General features: G+C 70.6%; 10 protein-coding genes. 2 read left to right on the forward strand and 8 right to left on the reverse strand.

The genetic code is table 11. From position 1 onward, the window contains the following. Positions 1–48 precede the first annotated feature (48 nt). From ABZ840_RS35545 to ABZ840_RS35580, 8 genes are all read right to left on the reverse strand, one after another. On the reverse strand, positions 49–954 hold the full coding sequence (locus ABZ840_RS35545; RefSeq protein ID WP_361567511.1) for a carbohydrate ABC transporter permease: 906 nt from the start codon (positions 952–954) through the stop codon (positions 49–51). 19 nt (positions 955–973) lie between these two features. Beyond that, positions 974–1,888: a sugar ABC transporter permease gene (locus ABZ840_RS35550; protein ID WP_361567591.1), complete on the reverse strand. Its 915-nt coding sequence runs from the start codon at positions 1,886–1,888 to the stop codon at positions 974–976. A 226-nt stretch (positions 1,889–2,114) separates the two neighbouring features. Further along, on the reverse strand, positions 2,115–3,545 hold the full coding sequence (gene ngcE, locus ABZ840_RS35555; protein WP_361567513.1) for an N-acetylglucosamine/diacetylchitobiose ABC transporter substrate-binding protein: 1,431 nt from the start codon (positions 3,543–3,545) through the stop codon (positions 2,115–2,117). Positions 3,546–3,892: 347 nt separating this feature from the next. Further along, complete coding sequence (locus ABZ840_RS35560; protein WP_361567516.1) at positions 3,893–5,206, reverse strand: UDP-glucose/GDP-mannose dehydrogenase family protein; 1,314 nt, start codon at positions 5,204–5,206, stop codon at positions 3,893–3,895. Positions 5,207–5,220: 14 nt separating this feature from the next. Continuing rightward, positions 5,221–6,480 (reverse strand): MFS transporter, encoded by a 1,260-nt coding sequence (locus ABZ840_RS35565; protein ID WP_361567519.1) that lies wholly within the window; start codon positions 6,478–6,480, stop codon positions 5,221–5,223. A gap of 42 nt (positions 6,481–6,522) precedes the next feature. Then, a complete protein-coding gene (gene asnB, locus ABZ840_RS35570) occupies positions 6,523–8,361 on the reverse strand; it encodes an asparagine synthase (glutamine-hydrolyzing) (protein ID WP_361567522.1) in 1,839 nt (612 codons plus the stop codon). Between the two features lie 96 nt (positions 8,362–8,457). Further along, a complete protein-coding gene (locus ABZ840_RS35575; protein ID WP_361567524.1) occupies positions 8,458–10,311 on the reverse strand; it encodes an NAD(P)-dependent oxidoreductase in 1,854 nt (617 codons plus the stop codon). 41 nt (positions 10,312–10,352) lie between these two features. Beyond that, positions 10,353–11,132, reverse strand: coding sequence for a phytanoyl-CoA dioxygenase family protein (locus ABZ840_RS35580; protein WP_361567527.1), 780 nt, complete (start codon positions 11,130–11,132; stop codon positions 10,353–10,355). Positions 11,133–11,679: 547 nt separating this feature from the next. Here ABZ840_RS35580 and ABZ840_RS35585 point away from each other — a divergent pair. Next, a complete protein-coding gene (locus ABZ840_RS35585; RefSeq protein ID WP_361567529.1) occupies positions 11,680–12,321 on the forward strand; it encodes a hypothetical protein in 642 nt (213 codons plus the stop codon). A 110-nt stretch (positions 12,322–12,431) separates the two neighbouring features. After that, entirely contained in the window at positions 12,432–16,262 is a 3,831-nt protein-coding gene (locus tag ABZ840_RS35590; protein ID WP_361567532.1) for a GH92 family glycosyl hydrolase, read from the forward strand. Positions 16,263–16,300: the final 38 nt, after the last annotated feature.

The raw sequence follows: 16,300 nt of genomic DNA on the forward strand, positions 1-16,300 counted from the left end.
CCTTCGACATTCATACCGGTAAAGGACCGGAAAAGACGTGGTAAGAGCTCACTTCAGGGCGCCCGCGGTCAGCCCCGCCTGTACCTGCCGCTGGAAGACCACGTACACGACGAGCACCGGGAGCATCGCGATCGTCAGGCCGGCGTAGAGCGCTCCCCAGTCGCCGTGACTGCCCTGGGAGATCGCGAGCGACGCGAGTCCCTGCGGCAGCACGTAACTGCCCTCGCTCTCGTTGTTGAGCAGCAGTGGCAGCAGGTACTGATTCCACTGGCCGAGGAAGTTGAAGATGCCGATGCTCACCAGGCCCGGCTTGGCCATCGGCAGCATGATCTGGAAGAACGTGCGGGTGTGCGAGGCGCCGTCCACCATCGCCGCCTCCTGCACCCCGGTCGGGAGGGTGCGGAAGAAGGAGGTCAGGAAGAAGACGGTGAAGGGCAGCGAATAGGCGATGTACGCGATGATCAGGCCCGGCCGGGTGTCGAGGAGGCCGAAGTTCTCCATCACGGCGTACAGCGGGACGAGGGCGAGGATGACCGGGAACATCATGCCGCCCGCGAACAGCAGGAAGATGACGCGATTGCCGGGGAAGGCGAAGCGGGCGATCACGTAGGCGGCCATCGAGCCGAGCAGCATGGTGCCGGTGAGCGAACCCGCGAGGATCAGCAGGGAGTTCAGCGCGTACCGGCCGATGTTCGCCTCTGCCCAGGCGTGCGAGAAGTTCTCCCAGTGCAGCGACAGGGGGATGCCCATCGGGTCGCTGAGGATGTCGCCCGACGTGCGGAACGACGTCACCGCGACCCAGATCAGCGGGCCCGCCGCCATCACCACCCAGAGGATGAGGAAGGCGTGCGAGAAGACGTTGAGGGTGGCGCTCTCGGAGGAACGGCCGCGGCCGGGGGCGCGCCGGGACGGGGTCTCCCGCGACTGCTCCGCGGTTCCGGATGTGGTCGTCATGGCGGTATGGCTCCCGCGGTCAGTATTCGATCCGGTCGCGGTTCCCGAGCCTCATGATGATCAGGGAGAACACCACGCTGAGGACGAGGAGCACGACACCGATGGAGGTGGCATAGCCGAACTGGCCGTCACGGAAACGCTCGTAGAGGAAGACCGGGGTCACCTTCAGGGCGTTCCCCGGCACCATGACGAGGACGATGGCGAACGAGTCGAGGGCCTGGATGCCCATGTAGATCCAGCTGGTCCGCACCGTGTCGTAGATCAGCGGGAGCGTGACGTGGAAGAAGGTCCGGGACCGGCCCGCGCCGTCCAGCAGCGCGGCTTCGTAGATGTCCTTGGGGATCGCGCCCATCGCCGCGGAGAACAGCACGACGTAGAAGCCGACGAAGCTCCAGGACAGCACGGTGAGCACCGCGATGAGGGCGAGGGTGTGGTTCCCGCCCAGCCAGGCGGGGCCGGCCACGCCCGCGCTCTTCAGCGCGCCGTTGAGCAGGCCGCTGTTGGTGCTGAATACCCGTCCCCAGACGACGGCGATGATGGCGACGGAGAGGACCTGCGGGAAGAAGTAGACGACCTTGTAGAACGCGGATCCCGCGACGCCCGCGACGGCCTGTCCCCTGCGGTGCCGGCCGCCCGCCGTGAGCATGTAGGCGAAGAACATGCCCAGGACGAGGGTGATGAGCGGGGCGATGACGAGCAGCGAGAGGCTGGTGGTCAGCGAGTCCCAGAACCGCTCGTCGTGCCACATCTTCTCGAAGTTGCCGAGCCCGATGAAGTTCGCCACCGGCCCGCCGGACCAGTCGGTGAACGAGTAGTAGATCGCCTGGATGAACGGCGAGACGACGAATATCGCGTAGAAGACGAGTGGCAGGACCAGGAAGCCGGCGATGAAGCGGTACTTGTCGAGCGTGCGGTATCTCCGGTCGTTCCGCACGCTCTGAGGCGTGAACCGGGGCGGCAGGAAGACCGCCGCGAGAAAGGCGAGCCGCCCCGGTGCGGCGACGTCGTGCGTCCGGTGGTCACTCGTCGTGGAGGGCGGAGACTTGTCCACCCGTGCTTGTGCGATCACGCCGCCCCGCTTCAGATCTGTGGTACCCGTGCTCCGTACTGGTCCGTGCCGTACTCGGTCGTGCCCGTGCCACGCCGCCGTCGCGGTGTCGTCAGGCCTTCTTGACCTTGCTGATGTCGGGGTCCTTGGCCACGCGGTCGGACGCCTTCTGCATGGTGTCCATCACGCCCTTCACCGACATGTCACCCACCATGAACCTGGCCATGGCGCCGTCGAAGTCGTTCTCGAACAGCTCCTCGTACCACTCCTTGAAGTACGGGATGACGATGTTGTCGCCGGCCGCCGTGATGGCCTGCTGGGCGCTGTCGACGCCGGGCGGCAGGTCCATGCCGTCGATCGCGCCCTTGAGCGCGGGGATCGACGAGACCTCCTTGAAGAAGTTCTGCGCGGCCTTCTTGCTGTACATCATCCGGAGCCACTCCATGCCGCCCTGGACGTTCCTGGCCTTGGCCGGTACGAGGAAGGGCTCGCCCGGCGGGGCGTAGAGCGTGCCGAACGGCAGCTTGTCGCTCTTGTCGAGCGAGGGGGTGGCGCCGACGGTCATGCCGAAGCCTTTCGGCACGGTGTCCTTGGCCTCGCTCTCCACCCAGGAGCCGTCGGGGATGAAGACGCACTTGCCCTTGGTCCAGGCGGTCTGCATCTCGGTGTGCGCGTCCTGGCCGTCGAAGCCGCTGAGCACGTACTTCTTGGCGACCAGCTCCTCGAACGCCTCCAGGACGGACTTCACCGCGTCGTGCTTCCAGGCGTTCGGCTCCAGGTAGTCCATCGCCTCGATGACCTCGCGCCCGCCGGCCTGCGCGAACATCGCGTACATGCTGAAGAGCATGTAGCGGGCGTGGCCGCCCGGGTAGCTCCAGCCGTGGATGCCCTTGGTCTTGGCCTTGCGGCAGACGGCCAGCATCTCGTCCCAGGTCTTCGGGTACTCCATCTCCAGCTCGTCGTTCAGGAGCCGCTTGGAGTACCAGTTGCCGTACACCGTCATGGCGATGTTCAGCTGGTAGCAGCCGTCGGTGCCGAAGCTGCCCATCTTCTCCATGCCGGCGACGAGGGTGTCCCGGACCTTGACGCTCGGGTCGTCCCACGACGGGGCGTCGAGCAGCTCGGTGAGATCGGCCACCTGCTCGTTCTTCACGAGCTTGCCGATGTTCATGTCGTCGGCGCCGGAGTTGTTGATCACGTCTGCCGTCGGATTGCCTCTGATGATCTTCGGCTGCACCTGCGTCGCGATGCGCTCCGTGGCCTTCTGCACCGGCTTGGCCTTGGGGTACTTCTCCGCGTACATGTCGGTCACGTACTGCGCGTACTTGTCGCCGTAGCCGCCGTTGAAGATGTAGACCGCGAGGCCCGCGTCCGCCTTCACGCCGAGCGGGTTGTCCTTGCTCTTCTTACCCTTTTCGGCCCGGTTCTCATCACCGCCGGCGCTGGCGCACGAACTGAGAGCGCCGACCGCGGGCACCGTGAGGATGCCTGCCGCCGCCGCCCTCTTCATCACGTCACGACGGTTGAGGCTGGTGGATCCCATGCTCAAGTCCTCGCTCTCTCCGGGACTCAGGCGGTGAACCGGACCCTCCCCGGCACCGCGGTGGTGTGAAGCTGGGGTCGTACGGTGCTGCTGTGGCGCTCAGCCTGTAGTGAGCGTGACGGCATGGGAGGACACTCAAGTCCTTTTCGCAGCCCGGGCGTTCGCCCGGCCCCTCCCGCCACGGGCCAGCATCCGGCCGAACGGCGATGCTGACGCCGACAGGTATAGTCCTCTCCACACGAATCGGGCAAGATCGAAAGCAGGTTTGGGCGCCGGTCTTTTCCGAGTTGAGACCTCCGGACCAACCGTGCATCCCCGACGCTCCGTCCGCAGGGGCGGCCCGTCCGTCAGGGGCGGCCCGGCGCCCGGTACTGCCACCCGGCCCGCCGCCACACGGCCGGGTCGAGCACATTGCGCCCGTCGACGATCCCGCGCCCCGCCACCACCGCGCCCAGCTCCGCCGGATCCAGCCGCACGAACTCCTGCCACTCGGTGAGCAGCAGCACCACCCGCGCCCCGCGGGCCGCCTCCGTCGCCGAGGTGGCGAAGCCCAGCTCCGGGTACGCCTTGCGCGCGTTGTCCAGCGCGACCGGGTCGTACACGGACACCAGGCCGCCCCGCTGCTGGATCTCCCTGGCCACGTGCAGGGCGGGCGAGTCGCGGATGTCGTCGGAGTCCGGCTTGAAGGCCGCCCCGAGGACGGCCACGGTACGGCCGTCGAACGAGCCGCCGACGAGGTCGCGGGCGAGTTCCACCACCCGGTCCCGGCGGCGGAGGTTGATCGCGTCGATCTCGCGGAGGAACGACAGCGCCTCTCCGGCGCCCAGTTCGCCGGCGCGGGCCATGAAGGCACGGATGTCCTTGGGCAGGCAGCCGCCGCCGAAGCCGAGCCCCGCGCTGAGGAAGCGCCCGCCGATGCGGTCGTCGTGGGACAGCGCCTCCGCGAGCCGCACCACGTCCGCACCGGCCGCCTCGCACACCTCGGCCATGGCGTTGATGTACGAGATCTTCGTGGCCAGGAAGGAGTTCGCGGCCACCTTGACCAGCTCGGCGGTGGCGAAGTCGGTGACCACGACGGGGACCTCGCCGAGCGGCGCGTAGAACGCGCGCAGCACCCGCTCGGCGTACGGGGTGCGGACGCCGAGGACGATGCGGTCCGGGGTGAGGGTGTCCGCCACCGCGAAGCCCTCGCGCAGGAACTCGGGGTTCCACGCCAGGTCGGCCCGGTCACCGGCGGGCGCGAGCCCCCGCAGTCGGCCGGCGAGCCGCTCGGCCGTGCCGACGGGCACGGTCGACTTGCCGACGACCAGGCACGTCCGCGTCAGGTGCGGGGCCAGCGCGTCGACGGCCGCGTCGAGCTGCGACACGTCGGCCGCGTACCCGTCGGCGCGCTGCGGCGTGCCGAGGCACAGGAAGTGCACGTCGCCGAAGTCGGCGGCCTCCCGGTAGGAGGTGGTGAACCGCAGCTTCCCGGTGGCCAGCCCCCGGCGCAGCAGCTCGCCGAGCCCCTTCTCGTGGATGGGCAGCTCGCCGTCGTTGAGCCGTCTCACCTTGTCCGCGTCGACGTCCAGGGCCAGGACGTCATGGCCCAGTTCGGCCATGCACGCGGCGTGGGTGATGCCGAGATAGCCGCTGCCGATCACCGTGGTGCGGTACCGCATGGACGAGCCTCGATTCATGTGACGGTCGGGTCGAGGGAGGGAGAGCCGGCCGCCGGCACCGTGCGCTCGGGGGCGCGCGGGAGGCGGCGGACGGGGGTGACGGCGATCAGCGCCGCGGCGCAGCAGAAGCCGATCACCGTGGCGACCATCAGCATCCGGTGGACGCCGACGACGGTGCTCGCGGGGCCCGCGATCATCTGCCCGAGCGGGACGGCCAGGATCGAACCCGCGATCTCGTAGGCGGACACCCGGTTGAGCCGGTCCTCGGGGATCTGGGTCTGCATGGTGGTGGCCCACTGGACGCCCCAGAACGCCCAGCCGACGCCGCTGATCCCGTACCCGAGCATGAGCAGCGGCTGGGCCGGTACCAGGGACGCCGCGAGCGGCATCAGCGGGAACAGGAACATCGCGATTCCGCCGCCGAAGAGCGGCCGGGACGGGCGGACCCGGATCGCGATGACGCCGCCGAGGACGCAGCCGGCGCCGAACGCCCCCTCCGCGTAGCCGAACGCGGCGCTGCCGTGCGCCTCCGTGATGGAGGCCGCGCCCAGCGGGGTGATGGGGCCCCAGACGAACATGCCCAGCATCCACCAGATGAGGATGACCGCCCACAACCAGGACCGGGACCGGAACTCGTGCCAGCCGGTCAGCAGGTTCTCCAGCGTGGAGGCCGACCGGTCCACCACGAAGCGCGGCAGCCGCAGCGCCACCAGGCACAGCCCGCTGACCGCGAAGGTCCCCGCGGTGACGGCGAACGCCACGGCCGCCGAGGTGGTCGCGACGAGCGCCCCGGACAGCGCGGGCCCCGCCATCGTGGACATCCCCTGGGCCACCCGCAGCACGCCGTTGGCCTGCTGCGGGTCGGCCGCGACCTGGGGCACCAGGCTGGTGACGCCCGGCTGGAACATCGCGGTCGCGGTTCCGCCCAACAGGGCCACGCCCACCACGAACCACAGCGGCGGGTGCCCGAGCAGGAAGTAGGCGGCGAGCGCGCCCATGAGCAGGAACCGCGCCGCGTCGGCCGCGATCATCTGCGGCCGGGGGTGGAACCGGTCCGCGATCACCCCGCCGAACACGACGAAGAGCGCGAACGCGCCCATCCAGGCGCCGAGCGCGAACCCGACCGCGCTCACCCCGTACCCGAGCGCGAGCATCGCGACCGACAGCGCGACCGGGAGCATCGCGTCGCCCAGCATCGACGCGATGCGGGCGATGAAATAGAGACTGAAGTTCCGGGTCCACAGACGGGACGGCGCTGCGCCGGACAGAACCATGCGGCTTCCTTCGATCGTTCCGTTACGGAGGCGTCGGACCGCTCAGAGGTCCACCCGCACCCCGTAGGTCCGCAGCCAGCTGTCCAGCTGCAGCGCCGTCTCCAGCACCGCCCGGCTCACCCCGTCCGTCAGGGCCGCGGCCCCGCCCCGGGCCACCGCCGCCGCGAGATCGGCGGAGAGCAGCGGGCCGACCGGGCTCTCGGGGGACCGGACGACGGCCACCAGCCGGTCCCGGAGCACCCGGTCGTAGCCGGTGTCCCGGAGGTTGGGGTAGGGGGTCTTGACCCGCATGGCGACCGGCTCGGGGAGCAGGTCCTTCATCGCCGCGCGCAGCAGGCTCTTCTCCCGCCCGTCGAAGCCCTTCATGGCCCGGGGGATGTTGAAGGTGTACTCGACCAGGCGGTGGTCGGCGAACGGGACCCTGATGTCCAGCCCGGACGCCATGCCGAGGCGGTCCAGGCGGTCGAAGAGGACCCGGGAGTGGCGGGTGTGCGCCAGGTACGTGACCTCCCGGTAGCGGGCCTCGTCCGCGTCGTCGAGCCGGTCCGCCGCGATCTCCGCGACGGCGTCCCGGTGGCAGTCGTGCTCGTACCCGGCCAGGTCGAGCTTGGTGAGCAGGCCCGCGTCGAAGACGGCGGCATTGCCCCGGAAGCGCGGCCTGCCCTCCGCGACCCACGGGAAGGTGGAGGTGGCGATCCATTCGGGCAGCCGGTTCCAGTTGTACCCGCCGAAGACGTCGTCGCCGCACTCCCCGGAGAAGGCGACGGCGGCGTGCTCCCGCGCGGCGCGGAACAGCAGGTGCAGCGAGGCGTACTGGTCGCCCTTGTTCAGGGGCACGTCGTAGGCGGCGAGGACGGAGGCGCGCAGCTCCGGGTCGAGCAGGTCCAGGTCCTTCAGGGAGATCTCGCCGTGGTCGGTGCCGACGTGCTCGGCCAGCTGCCGGGCATAGAGGTGGTCGTCGTTGCCCTGTTCACCGGCGGGCCGGCGGGGGTCGTGGTCGTTGACCGCGAGGGAGCGGACCGGGCCAAGGCCCTGCTCCCCGGCCACCTTGGCCTCCAGGGCGGTGAGGGTGCTGGAGTCCAGGCCGCCGGAGAGCAGGGCGCAGGGCGGCGTGTCGCCCGCCATCTGCTCGGTGACGACGGTTTCGAGGAGGCCGCGGACGGCGTCGACGGTCGCGTCCAGGCTGTCGTGGTGGTCGGCGATCCGCAGTCCCCAGTACCGTCGTTCGACCGTGCCGGCCCGGGTCACCCGCACCGTGTGGCCGGGGCGGACCTCGTGCATGCCGCGGAAGATCGCGTGGCCCGGCACCCGGGCGACGGAGAGGATGTCGCGGAGGCCGTCGGCGTCGACGACGGGGGTGAAGTCCGGGTGGGCGAGGATCGCCTTCGGCTCGGAGCCGAAGAGCACGCCGGCGGGCGTGATCGCGTAGAACAGCGGCTTCACCCCCATCCGGTCCCGGACCAGGAGAAGTTCCTCGCGGCGTACGTCCCAGAGCGCGAAGGCGTAGGTGCCCTCGATGCGCGTGACGCAGTCGGCGCCCCATTCGAGGTAGGCGTGCGCGACGGCCTCGGCGTCGGTCCCGGTCCTGAGGTCGTGGCCGAGCGAGCGGAGTCTGCTCCGCAGCTCGCGCGCGTTGAAGACCTCGCCGTTGAGGGTGAGTACCGCGCGCGGCCCCGAACCGTCCGGCACGACGAGCGGCAGCGCGCCGCCCTCGGGTACGGCCGCGGACCGCCGCCGGTGGCCGAGCGCTGCGTGCCCCGACAGCCACAGGCCCTCGCCGGCCGGGCCGCGGCGGGCCAGCGTGGCCGTCATGGCCTGCACGGTGTCCCGGTCGGGGGCCACGTTGCGGGAGAAGTCGACCAGGCCGGCGATACCGGACATGCGGTACTCCTTGAGAAGTCGGTGAGCGTGGGGTGGGTGTGCGGCGCGCGGCCGCGTACGCGGGGTTCTCGCGCGTACGCGGCCGGCAGCGGGCGGCTACGGGACGTCGTAGTCGCCGTGGATGTCGCAGGCGTACCACTGGGCCATGGCGCGCATGCCCTCGAAGACCGACGCGGCGGGGCGCCAGCCGAGTTCGGCCGTGATCAGGTCCGTCGACATGGTCCACCGCTCCGCTCCGGGCTCCCGGCTCTCCTCCCGGGGCGTACGGCGCGAGACGTCGGAGACCAGGTCGGCCAGCTCCTCCTCGGTGTACGTCGCCGAGGCCACGTTGAGGACCGGCCGGTCGGCCGGGGCGGCGAGGACGGCGCCGATCGCGTCGGCCATGTCCCGGTAGTCCAGGATCTGGTGCGCCCGCCGCTCGTTCAGGGTGAGCGAGTGGCGGGTCCACGCCAGGTGGACCCACTCGACGGGGGCGCTGCCGGCGGGCGCGTGCGGCCCGACCGGCGCGGCGAGGCGCAGCACCTGGACCGGGGTCCCGGTCCGCTCGCCCCACTGGCGGCAGCGCTCCTCCTCCTGCCACCAGCCCAGGGCGACGGGGTCGGCCGGCGGCCCGGCGAGCGCCGTCTCCGGCACGGGCCCTTCGGGGCTGCCGCGGTAGACGGCCGCCGAGCCGGCGAGGACGAACCGCGCCACCCCCGCCTTGCCCGCCGCCGTCAGCACCGCGTCGGTCAGGTCGGCGTCGGCCGGGGAGCCCAGGTGGACCACGCACGGGACACCGTCCAGGTCCCCGGCGTCCGGCACGCCCGGCACGTATTCCGCGCGGTGGCCCAGGTCGCCCAGCAGCCGCGCCAGTTGACCACCGAAGCGGGCGTCGCCACCGGTGACGGCGAGGCGGGCGGCGCCGGGCTCCGGGGCCACGGGGCGCGACTCGGCGCGGCGTCCCTCCGCCAGCGCCGCCAGGGCCAGGTCCCGTGCCACAGGAGCCATGGCGAGCAGTTCGGCGGCGGTGTACTCCTCGCACAGGCCGCCCGGCACCAGCGTCTCCAGCACCGCGGCCGCCACCGCCGGGTCGGGCTCCGGCGCCCCGGCGGTGACGACGCCGAGCGCGAAGCCCGTCGCCCACACGGCCCGGGTCACCCGCTCGGGCAGCGCGCCCGGTCCGGCCGCCGCGTAAGCCGTACGGCACTGGTCGAGCAGCCCCTCGCGCCGCAGGTACCGCTCCGTCTCCAGGTACTCCCACTCCGTGCCGCGCCGCACCGCGCACCGGGCGTCGCCGTACTGGTAGAAGGGGACGACCGGGAAGCGCGGGCAGTCGTACGTCGCCGGCTCCTCGGCCCGGTCGGCGAAGAGCGTCGCCTGGCGGAAGCCGTGGTAGCTGTTGCCGGCGATGCTGGGCACCTCGTCGTGCTGCACCGTGCTGGGCGTGGTGAACCGCACGGGGATGCCGAGGGAGTTGAGGTACTGCTGCATCACGACGTCGTAGGGCCAGCCCTCGCCGTGCTCCTCCTGGAAGCGCACGTACCCGCGGGCGACGTCGGCGGGCAGCATCAGCGCCTGGCAGGGCACGTGCTCCTGGAGGGTGTACGCCCACGGGGAGCCGGTCAGCGCCGCGAGACGGGCCACGGCGCCGTTGCGCGCCTCCCATCCGGCGTAGAAGGAGACGGCCTCGTCCGGGACCCGCGACGCGACGCGCTCGACCTGCTCGTAGAACCCGTCGGCCAGCAGGACGTCGTCCTGGAGCACCAGGTGGTGGGTGGCGTCCGGCGCGACGCAGCCCCAGGAGACGAGCGCGGTGCGCAGCGCCGTCGGCCGCCCTTCCGGCTCGGGGTCGGTGGTGACCCGTATCCGGCCCTCCGGGTCGGCCTCGGCGAGGAGCCGGGCCTCCTTCAGGCGCTTGGGATGCGCCATCACGGCACCGCTCAGCGTCACCGGTCGACGGGGGGAATCCATGGCATTACCTCACAGGCGTGGTCGGGGCGGTCGGCGGACGGTCAGCCGGCAGTGGTGGCGTCGGTGTTGCGCACCTTGCGCACGTTCTCCTGCAGGCCGTGGTCCGCGCCCCGCTCGCGTTCGAGCCGGATCATCCCGGCGGGGCGGTAGTTGAGGATGTAGGCGCGGCGCACCCCGTCCGTGGTGTTGCCGCGGGAGTAGTGCAGGGTGTGGCCGTCGTGCGCGACCCCTTCGCCCGCCGACACGGGGACCGCGGTGGCACCGGGCTCGTCCTCGGCGCAGTCGGTCTCGATGTTCTTGCCGTCGCTGGTCGGGCGGTGCGGGCGCAGCGGCTGCCGGTGCGAGCCCTTGACGTACCACATGCAGCCGCTGTCGAGGACGGCCTCGTCGAGCGCCACCCACACGGTGACCGCACGGGTGTCGGGGAGGTCGATCCAGTAGGCGGCGTCCTGGTGCCAGGGCGTCGGGACTCCGGTGTGCGGGTCCTTGTGGATCAGCATGTCGAAGTCCAGCTCGGCGTCGTCGCCGATGAGTTCGCGGGCCACCGCCAGCGCCCGGCTGTGCAGCGGGAGGTCCAGCAGCGGCTTGTGGAGCGCGGAGGGCCACATGATCTGGGTGATGTTCTCCCGCACGCCGTCCCGGCGCGGAACGTGGGAGCCGAGGTCGGAGCGCTTGTCCCCGCTCTCTATCTCGCCGCTCAGAAAGCGGTCGTAGATGTCCCGGTACATCTCGACCTCGTCCGCGGAGAGCAGCGGTCCGGTGGCGGCGAAGCCGTCCTGCCGGAACACCTGCGCCACTTCGAGATGAGCGCTCACTGTCATGCCGAACCCTTCCCCATGAGCGGTCGCACGGCATGCCGCATTCAGCCCGGGCAGGGCGGAAACGTCGACAGAGAAAGGCGACCACGCCGAATCTGTGATGATCTCGGTAATGCTTGAACGCGAACCGGGAAACGGGCGGAACGACTGATGCCCGATGCGGTCGGGGCACGAATACGGAGTCAGTTACTCCACGTACTCGGCAGCAGGAAAATCATGATGATCCCTGAACACCCATGATCCGATCGCCCCCCGTTCGACCTTCGTTCTTCGCAGCGCCGAGCAATCTAAGGGGCGGCCGTCCCGCCGGTCAAGTATTTCTATCGGCGCTTCCGCTTTCCGCCGGAACACCGCACCGACCAGCGGAAATTCGAGGGCGCCCGCCTTCGTGACAATTATTCAGTGTCCTTGCGTAATGGGTAACGGCCCGCGCTCCGGGAGGAATTCCGGGCTTTCCCGGGGCAGCGGGCGGATCCCGCTCTATGATCTGCGACGGCCCGCACGCCCTGTCGTTGCGATCATGGCCGGTACACCATCGGAGGAGACGACAATGAGCGTTCAGGAGACGGTCCCGGAGCACGGGCTGACGGTGCGCGCCCGGCATCGCCGGAACCCCTACGACTACCTCTTCGACGGCGACCGGCTCGACGCGCTCCTGCTGGAGCTCGGGCGGAAGCGCGCGGCGAGCATCCACCGCCACCACACCGCCGATCCGTCCGCCGCACCCCTCGGCACCTACCCCCGCGCGGCCATGGGCTTCGTCCTCCTGGACCCCACGGCCGGCCCCTGGACACCCAACGAGGCCGCGGTGCTCGGCGTGATCACCATCGGCGAGGACGCCCACCGCTTCCTGCCCAACGCGGCCGCCAAGGCCGCCGGCCACCGGCGGCTCGGACGCAACTACGGCGAGGCGGTCCTCGTCGACACCCATCTGTGCGGCAGCGCCGGCTTCCGCTACGGGCACTCCGCCGAGGTGCGCGGGCAGATCGTCGGGGCCAGCTCGCAGTCCCCTGACCAGGACCTGTTCGAAGCCGGGCAGCTGGCCAGGGACTTCGTCGAGGCCGTCACCGCGGCGCACCGCGCGTGGGAGGAGCGGGTGGGTCCGGGCGACTGGCTCGCCGCTGACGACGCGCCGCACCAGGAGTACGTCGACATGGTGAGCTTCTTCTCCCCGGCGTCCGCGCCCGCCTGAGGGGCCGTTTCCCGGCCGTCGCCCTTGACACTCCTTGCCGCTTGCCGCCCTACTGGTCCTTTGCGAGCACGCTGACAACGTTGTCCAACTCGTAGGGAGGCACCACGCGGATGGGGCACAGACCTCGACACAGACGCCGGCCGGCGGCCGTGGCGATGACCGGAGCGCTCTCCTTCGCCCTCGTCGTGGCGGGCCAGGGCGCGGCCGTCGCGAAGCCGGACGCGGCAGCCCGTACCGACCGGGCGTTCAGCTCCTCCTTCGAGGAACGCGACGCCGCGCCGGACTGGCTGAACACCGTGGAGACCGGCCCGGACGGCAGGAAGAAGGCCGCCGGCGTCAACGGCGGGTACAGCTCCGGCATCCCGGGCAATGTCACGGACCATGTCACCGACGTCCGGGCCAGTGCGGAGAACACCGGCGGCGGCGAGGTGAAGGAGAACCTCGCCGACGGCGACCCGGGCAGCAAATGGCTCACCTTCGAGCCCACCGGCTGGGTGGAGTTCGACCTCGACAAGAGCGTCAAGGCCGTCACCTACGCACTGACTTCGGCCAATGACCACGCCGAGCGCGACCCCGCGGACTGGACCCTCAAGGGGTCCACGGACGGCAAGGACTGGAAGGTCCTCGACAGCCGGGCGGACCAGTCGTTCCCGGAGCGCCATCAGACCAGGACGTACGACCTCGGCGACGCGGGCGACTACGCGCACTATCGCCTCGAAGTGACCGCGAACAACGGCGCCGACGACGCGCTGCAACTCGCCGAGGTCCAGCTGTCGGTGGGCGGCGACGACACCCCCGCCCCCGGCGACATGCTCTCCCTCGTCGACCGCGGCCCGAGCGGCTCGCCGACCGCCAAGGCCCGGGCCGGCTTCACCGGCACCCGCGCCCTGCGCTACGCCGGGACGCACACGGCCGACGGCCACGGCTACTCGTACAACAAGGTCTTCGACGTGAACGTCGACGTCCGGCGCGACACCGAACTCTCCTACCGCGTCTTCCCGTCCATGGCCGACGGCGACCGCGACTACGCCGCCACGAACGTGGCCGTGGACCTCGCCTTCACGGACGGCAGCTACCTCAGCGACCTGCACGCCGTCGACCAGCACGGCTTCGCCCTCACCCCGCAGGGCCAGGGCGCCGCCAAGGGCCTGTACGTGAACCAGTGGAACCACGTCGCCTCGCGGATCGGGCAGGTCGCGAACGGCAGGACGATCGACCGGATCCTGATCGCGTACGACTCCCCGAAGGGTCCGGCCTCCTTCCGCGGCTGGCTGGACGACGTCAGCGTGCGGGAGAAGCAGCCCGAGAAGCCGCTGGCCCACGTCGCCGACTACGCCTCGACCGTCCGCGGCACGAACTCCAGCGGCAGCTTCTCGCGCGGCAACACCTTCCCCGCGACCGCCGTGCCCAACGGCTTCAACTTCTGGACGCCGGTGACCAACGCCGGCTCCCAGGACTGGCTCTACGAATACGCGCGCAAGAACAACTCCGACAACCTCCCCACCCTCCAGGCCTTCGGCGCCAGCCACGAACCCAGCCCCTGGATGGGCGACCGGCAGACCTTCCAGGTGATGCCGTCCACCGCGGCCGGCACCCCCGACGCCTCCCGCACCGCCCGCGCGCTCCCCTTCCACCACTCCCGCGAGACGGCCAAGCCCCACTACTACGGCGTCACCTTCGACAACGGGCTGAAGACCGAGATCGCTCCCGCCGACCACGCCGCGATGATGAAGTTCACCTTCCCGGGTGACGACGCGAGCCTGATCTTCGACAACGTCAACAACAAGGGCGGGCTCACGCTCGACACCGACAAGGGCGTGGTCAGCGGCTTCTCCGACGTCAAGAGCGGCCTCTCCACCGGCGCCACCCGGATGTTCGTGTACGCGGTCTTCGACGCCCCGGTCACCGGCGGCGGCAAGCTCTCCGGGGGCGGCGGCCCCGACGTCACCGGCTACCTGCGGTTCGAGCCCGGCGCCGACCGCACCGTCACCATGCGCATCGCCACCTCCCTCATCAGCGTCGACCAGGCGAAGGCGAATCTCGGCCAGGAGATCGCGGAGGACGCCTCGTTCACGTCCGTACGGGACCGGGCCCGCGCACAGTGGGACGGCATCCTCGGCCGCATCGAGGTCGAGGGCGCGAGCCGGGACCAGCTCACCACGCTCTACTCCAACCTCTACCGGCTCTACCTGTACCCCAACTCCGGCTCCGAGAAGGTGGACGGCAAGGTCCGCTACGCCAGCCCCTTCTCCCCGCAGACCGGCCCCGACACCCCGACGCACACCGGGTCGAAGATCGTCGACGGCCAGGTGCACGTCAACAACGGCTTCTGGGACACCTACCGGACCACCTGGCCCGCGTACTCCTTCCTCACCCCGAAGCGGGCCGGCGAACTGGCCGACGGGTTCGTGCAGCAGTACAAGGACGGCGGCTGGATCTCCCGCTGGTCCTCCCCCGGCTACGCCGACCTGATGACCGGCACCAGCTCCGACGTGGCCTTCGCCGACGCCTACGGCAAGGGCGTGGACTTCGACGCGAAGGCGGCGTACGAGGCGGCGCTGAAGAACGCCACGGTCGCGCCGCCCAGCCCCGGCGTCGGCCGCAAGGGCATGGAGACCTCCCCCTTCCTCGGCTACACCTCGACGAAGACCAAGGAGGGCCTCTCCTGGGCGCTGGAGGGCTACCTGAACGACTCCGGCATCGCCCGCATGGGCCAGGCGCTCTACAAGAAGACCTACGAGACTCGGTACAAGGAGGAGTCGGCGTACTTCCTCAACCGCGCCCGGGACTACGTGAAGCTCTTCGACGACAAGGTCGGCTTCTTCCAGGGCAAGGACGAGAAGGGCAACTGGCGGCTGTCGCCCGACAAGTACGACCCGCGCGTCTGGGGCAACGACTACACCGAGACCAACGGCTGGTCCTTCGCCTTCACGGCCCCGCAGGACCTGAAGGGGCTCGCCAACCTCTACGGCGGCCGCGCGGGCCTGGCGAAGAAGCTCGACACGTACTTCTCGACGCCCGAGACCGGCGGCAAGGAGTTCGCCGGCAGCTACGGCGGCGTGATCCACGAGATGACCGAGGCCCGCGACACCCGGATGGGCATGTACGGCCACAGCAACCAGCCGTCGCACCACATCGCGTACGCCTACGACGCGGCGGGGCAGCCGTGGAAGACCCAGGAGAAGGTCCGCGAGGTCCTCTCCCGGCTCTACCTGGGCAGCGAGATCGGCCAGGGGTACCCGGGCGACGAGGACAACGGCGAGATGTCGGCCTGGTACGTCTTCAGCGCCCTCGGCTTCTACCCGCTGGTGATGGGAGCGCCCGAGTACGCCATCGGCTCCCCGCTCTTCACCAAGGCCACGGTCCACCTGGAGAACGGCCGCGACCTGGTCATCAAGGCCCCGAAAAACAGCGCGCGCAACATCTACGTGCAGGGCGTGAAGGTCAACGGGAAGACGTGGAACTCCACGGCGCTCCCCCACTCGGTCCTGGCCCGCGGCGGCACGCTCGACTTCACCATGGGCCCGGAGCCGTCCCGCTGGGGCACCGGCAAGAACGCAGGGCCCACCTCGCTCACCAAGGACGACAAGGTGCCGGCCCCGGCCGGTGACGTGACCTCACCGGGCGGCTCGGCGCTCTTCGACAACACCTCGGACACCGAGGCGTCCTTCGAGACGGCCGCCGCCGACCTCACGAAGTCCGCGCGCGTCACCTCGTACACGCTGACCTCGTCGGCGAAGGCCGCGGCGCCGGGCGGCTGGACGCTCCAGGGCTCGCGTGACGGCGAGCGGTGGACCACCGTCGACCGCCGCTCCGCCGAGTCCTTCACGTGGGACAAGCAGACCCGCGTCTTCGCGGTGGACCACCCGGGCACGTACCGGCACTACCGCCTGGTCCCGTCCGGCCGGGCCACCCTCGCGGAGGTGGAGCTGATCTCCTGACCCGCTCCGCCACAGCATTCGGGGCCGTACCCCTTCCT

This window comes from Streptomyces sp. NPDC047117, from assembly GCF_040643545.1.
GTDB lineage: Bacteria > Actinomycetota > Actinomycetes > Streptomycetales > Streptomycetaceae > Streptomyces.

What these genes read in the sequence shown, in the direction of transcription:
- ABZ840_RS35545 (WP_361567511.1), bottom strand. Translation starts at nt 954, where the DNA reads ATGACGACCACATCCGGAACCGCGGAGCAGTCGCGGGAGACCCCGTCC.
- ngcE (WP_361567513.1), bottom strand. Translation starts at nt 3,545, where the DNA reads ATGGGATCCACCAGCCTCAACCGTCGTGACGTGATGAAGAGGGCGGCG.
- ABZ840_RS35560 (WP_361567516.1), bottom strand. Translation starts at nt 5,206, where the DNA reads ATGCGGTACCGCACCACGGTGATCGGCAGCGGCTATCTCGGCATCACC.
- ABZ840_RS35565 (WP_361567519.1), bottom strand. Translation starts at nt 6,480, where the DNA reads ATGGTTCTGTCCGGCGCAGCGCCGTCCCGTCTGTGGACCCGGAACTTC.
- asnB (WP_361567522.1), bottom strand. Translation starts at nt 8,361, where the DNA reads ATGTCCGGTATCGCCGGCCTGGTCGACTTCTCCCGCAACGTGGCCCCC.
- ABZ840_RS35575 (WP_361567524.1), bottom strand. Translation starts at nt 10,311, where the DNA reads ATGGATTCCCCCCGTCGACCGGTGACGCTGAGCGGTGCCGTGATGGCG.
- ABZ840_RS35580 (WP_361567527.1), bottom strand. Translation starts at nt 11,132, where the DNA reads ATGACAGTGAGCGCTCATCTCGAAGTGGCGCAGGTGTTCCGGCAGGAC.
- ABZ840_RS35585 (WP_361567529.1), top strand. Translation starts at nt 11,680, where the DNA reads ATGAGCGTTCAGGAGACGGTCCCGGAGCACGGGCTGACGGTGCGCGCC.
- ABZ840_RS35590 (WP_361567532.1), top strand. Translation starts at nt 12,432, where the DNA reads ATGGGGCACAGACCTCGACACAGACGCCGGCCGGCGGCCGTGGCGATG.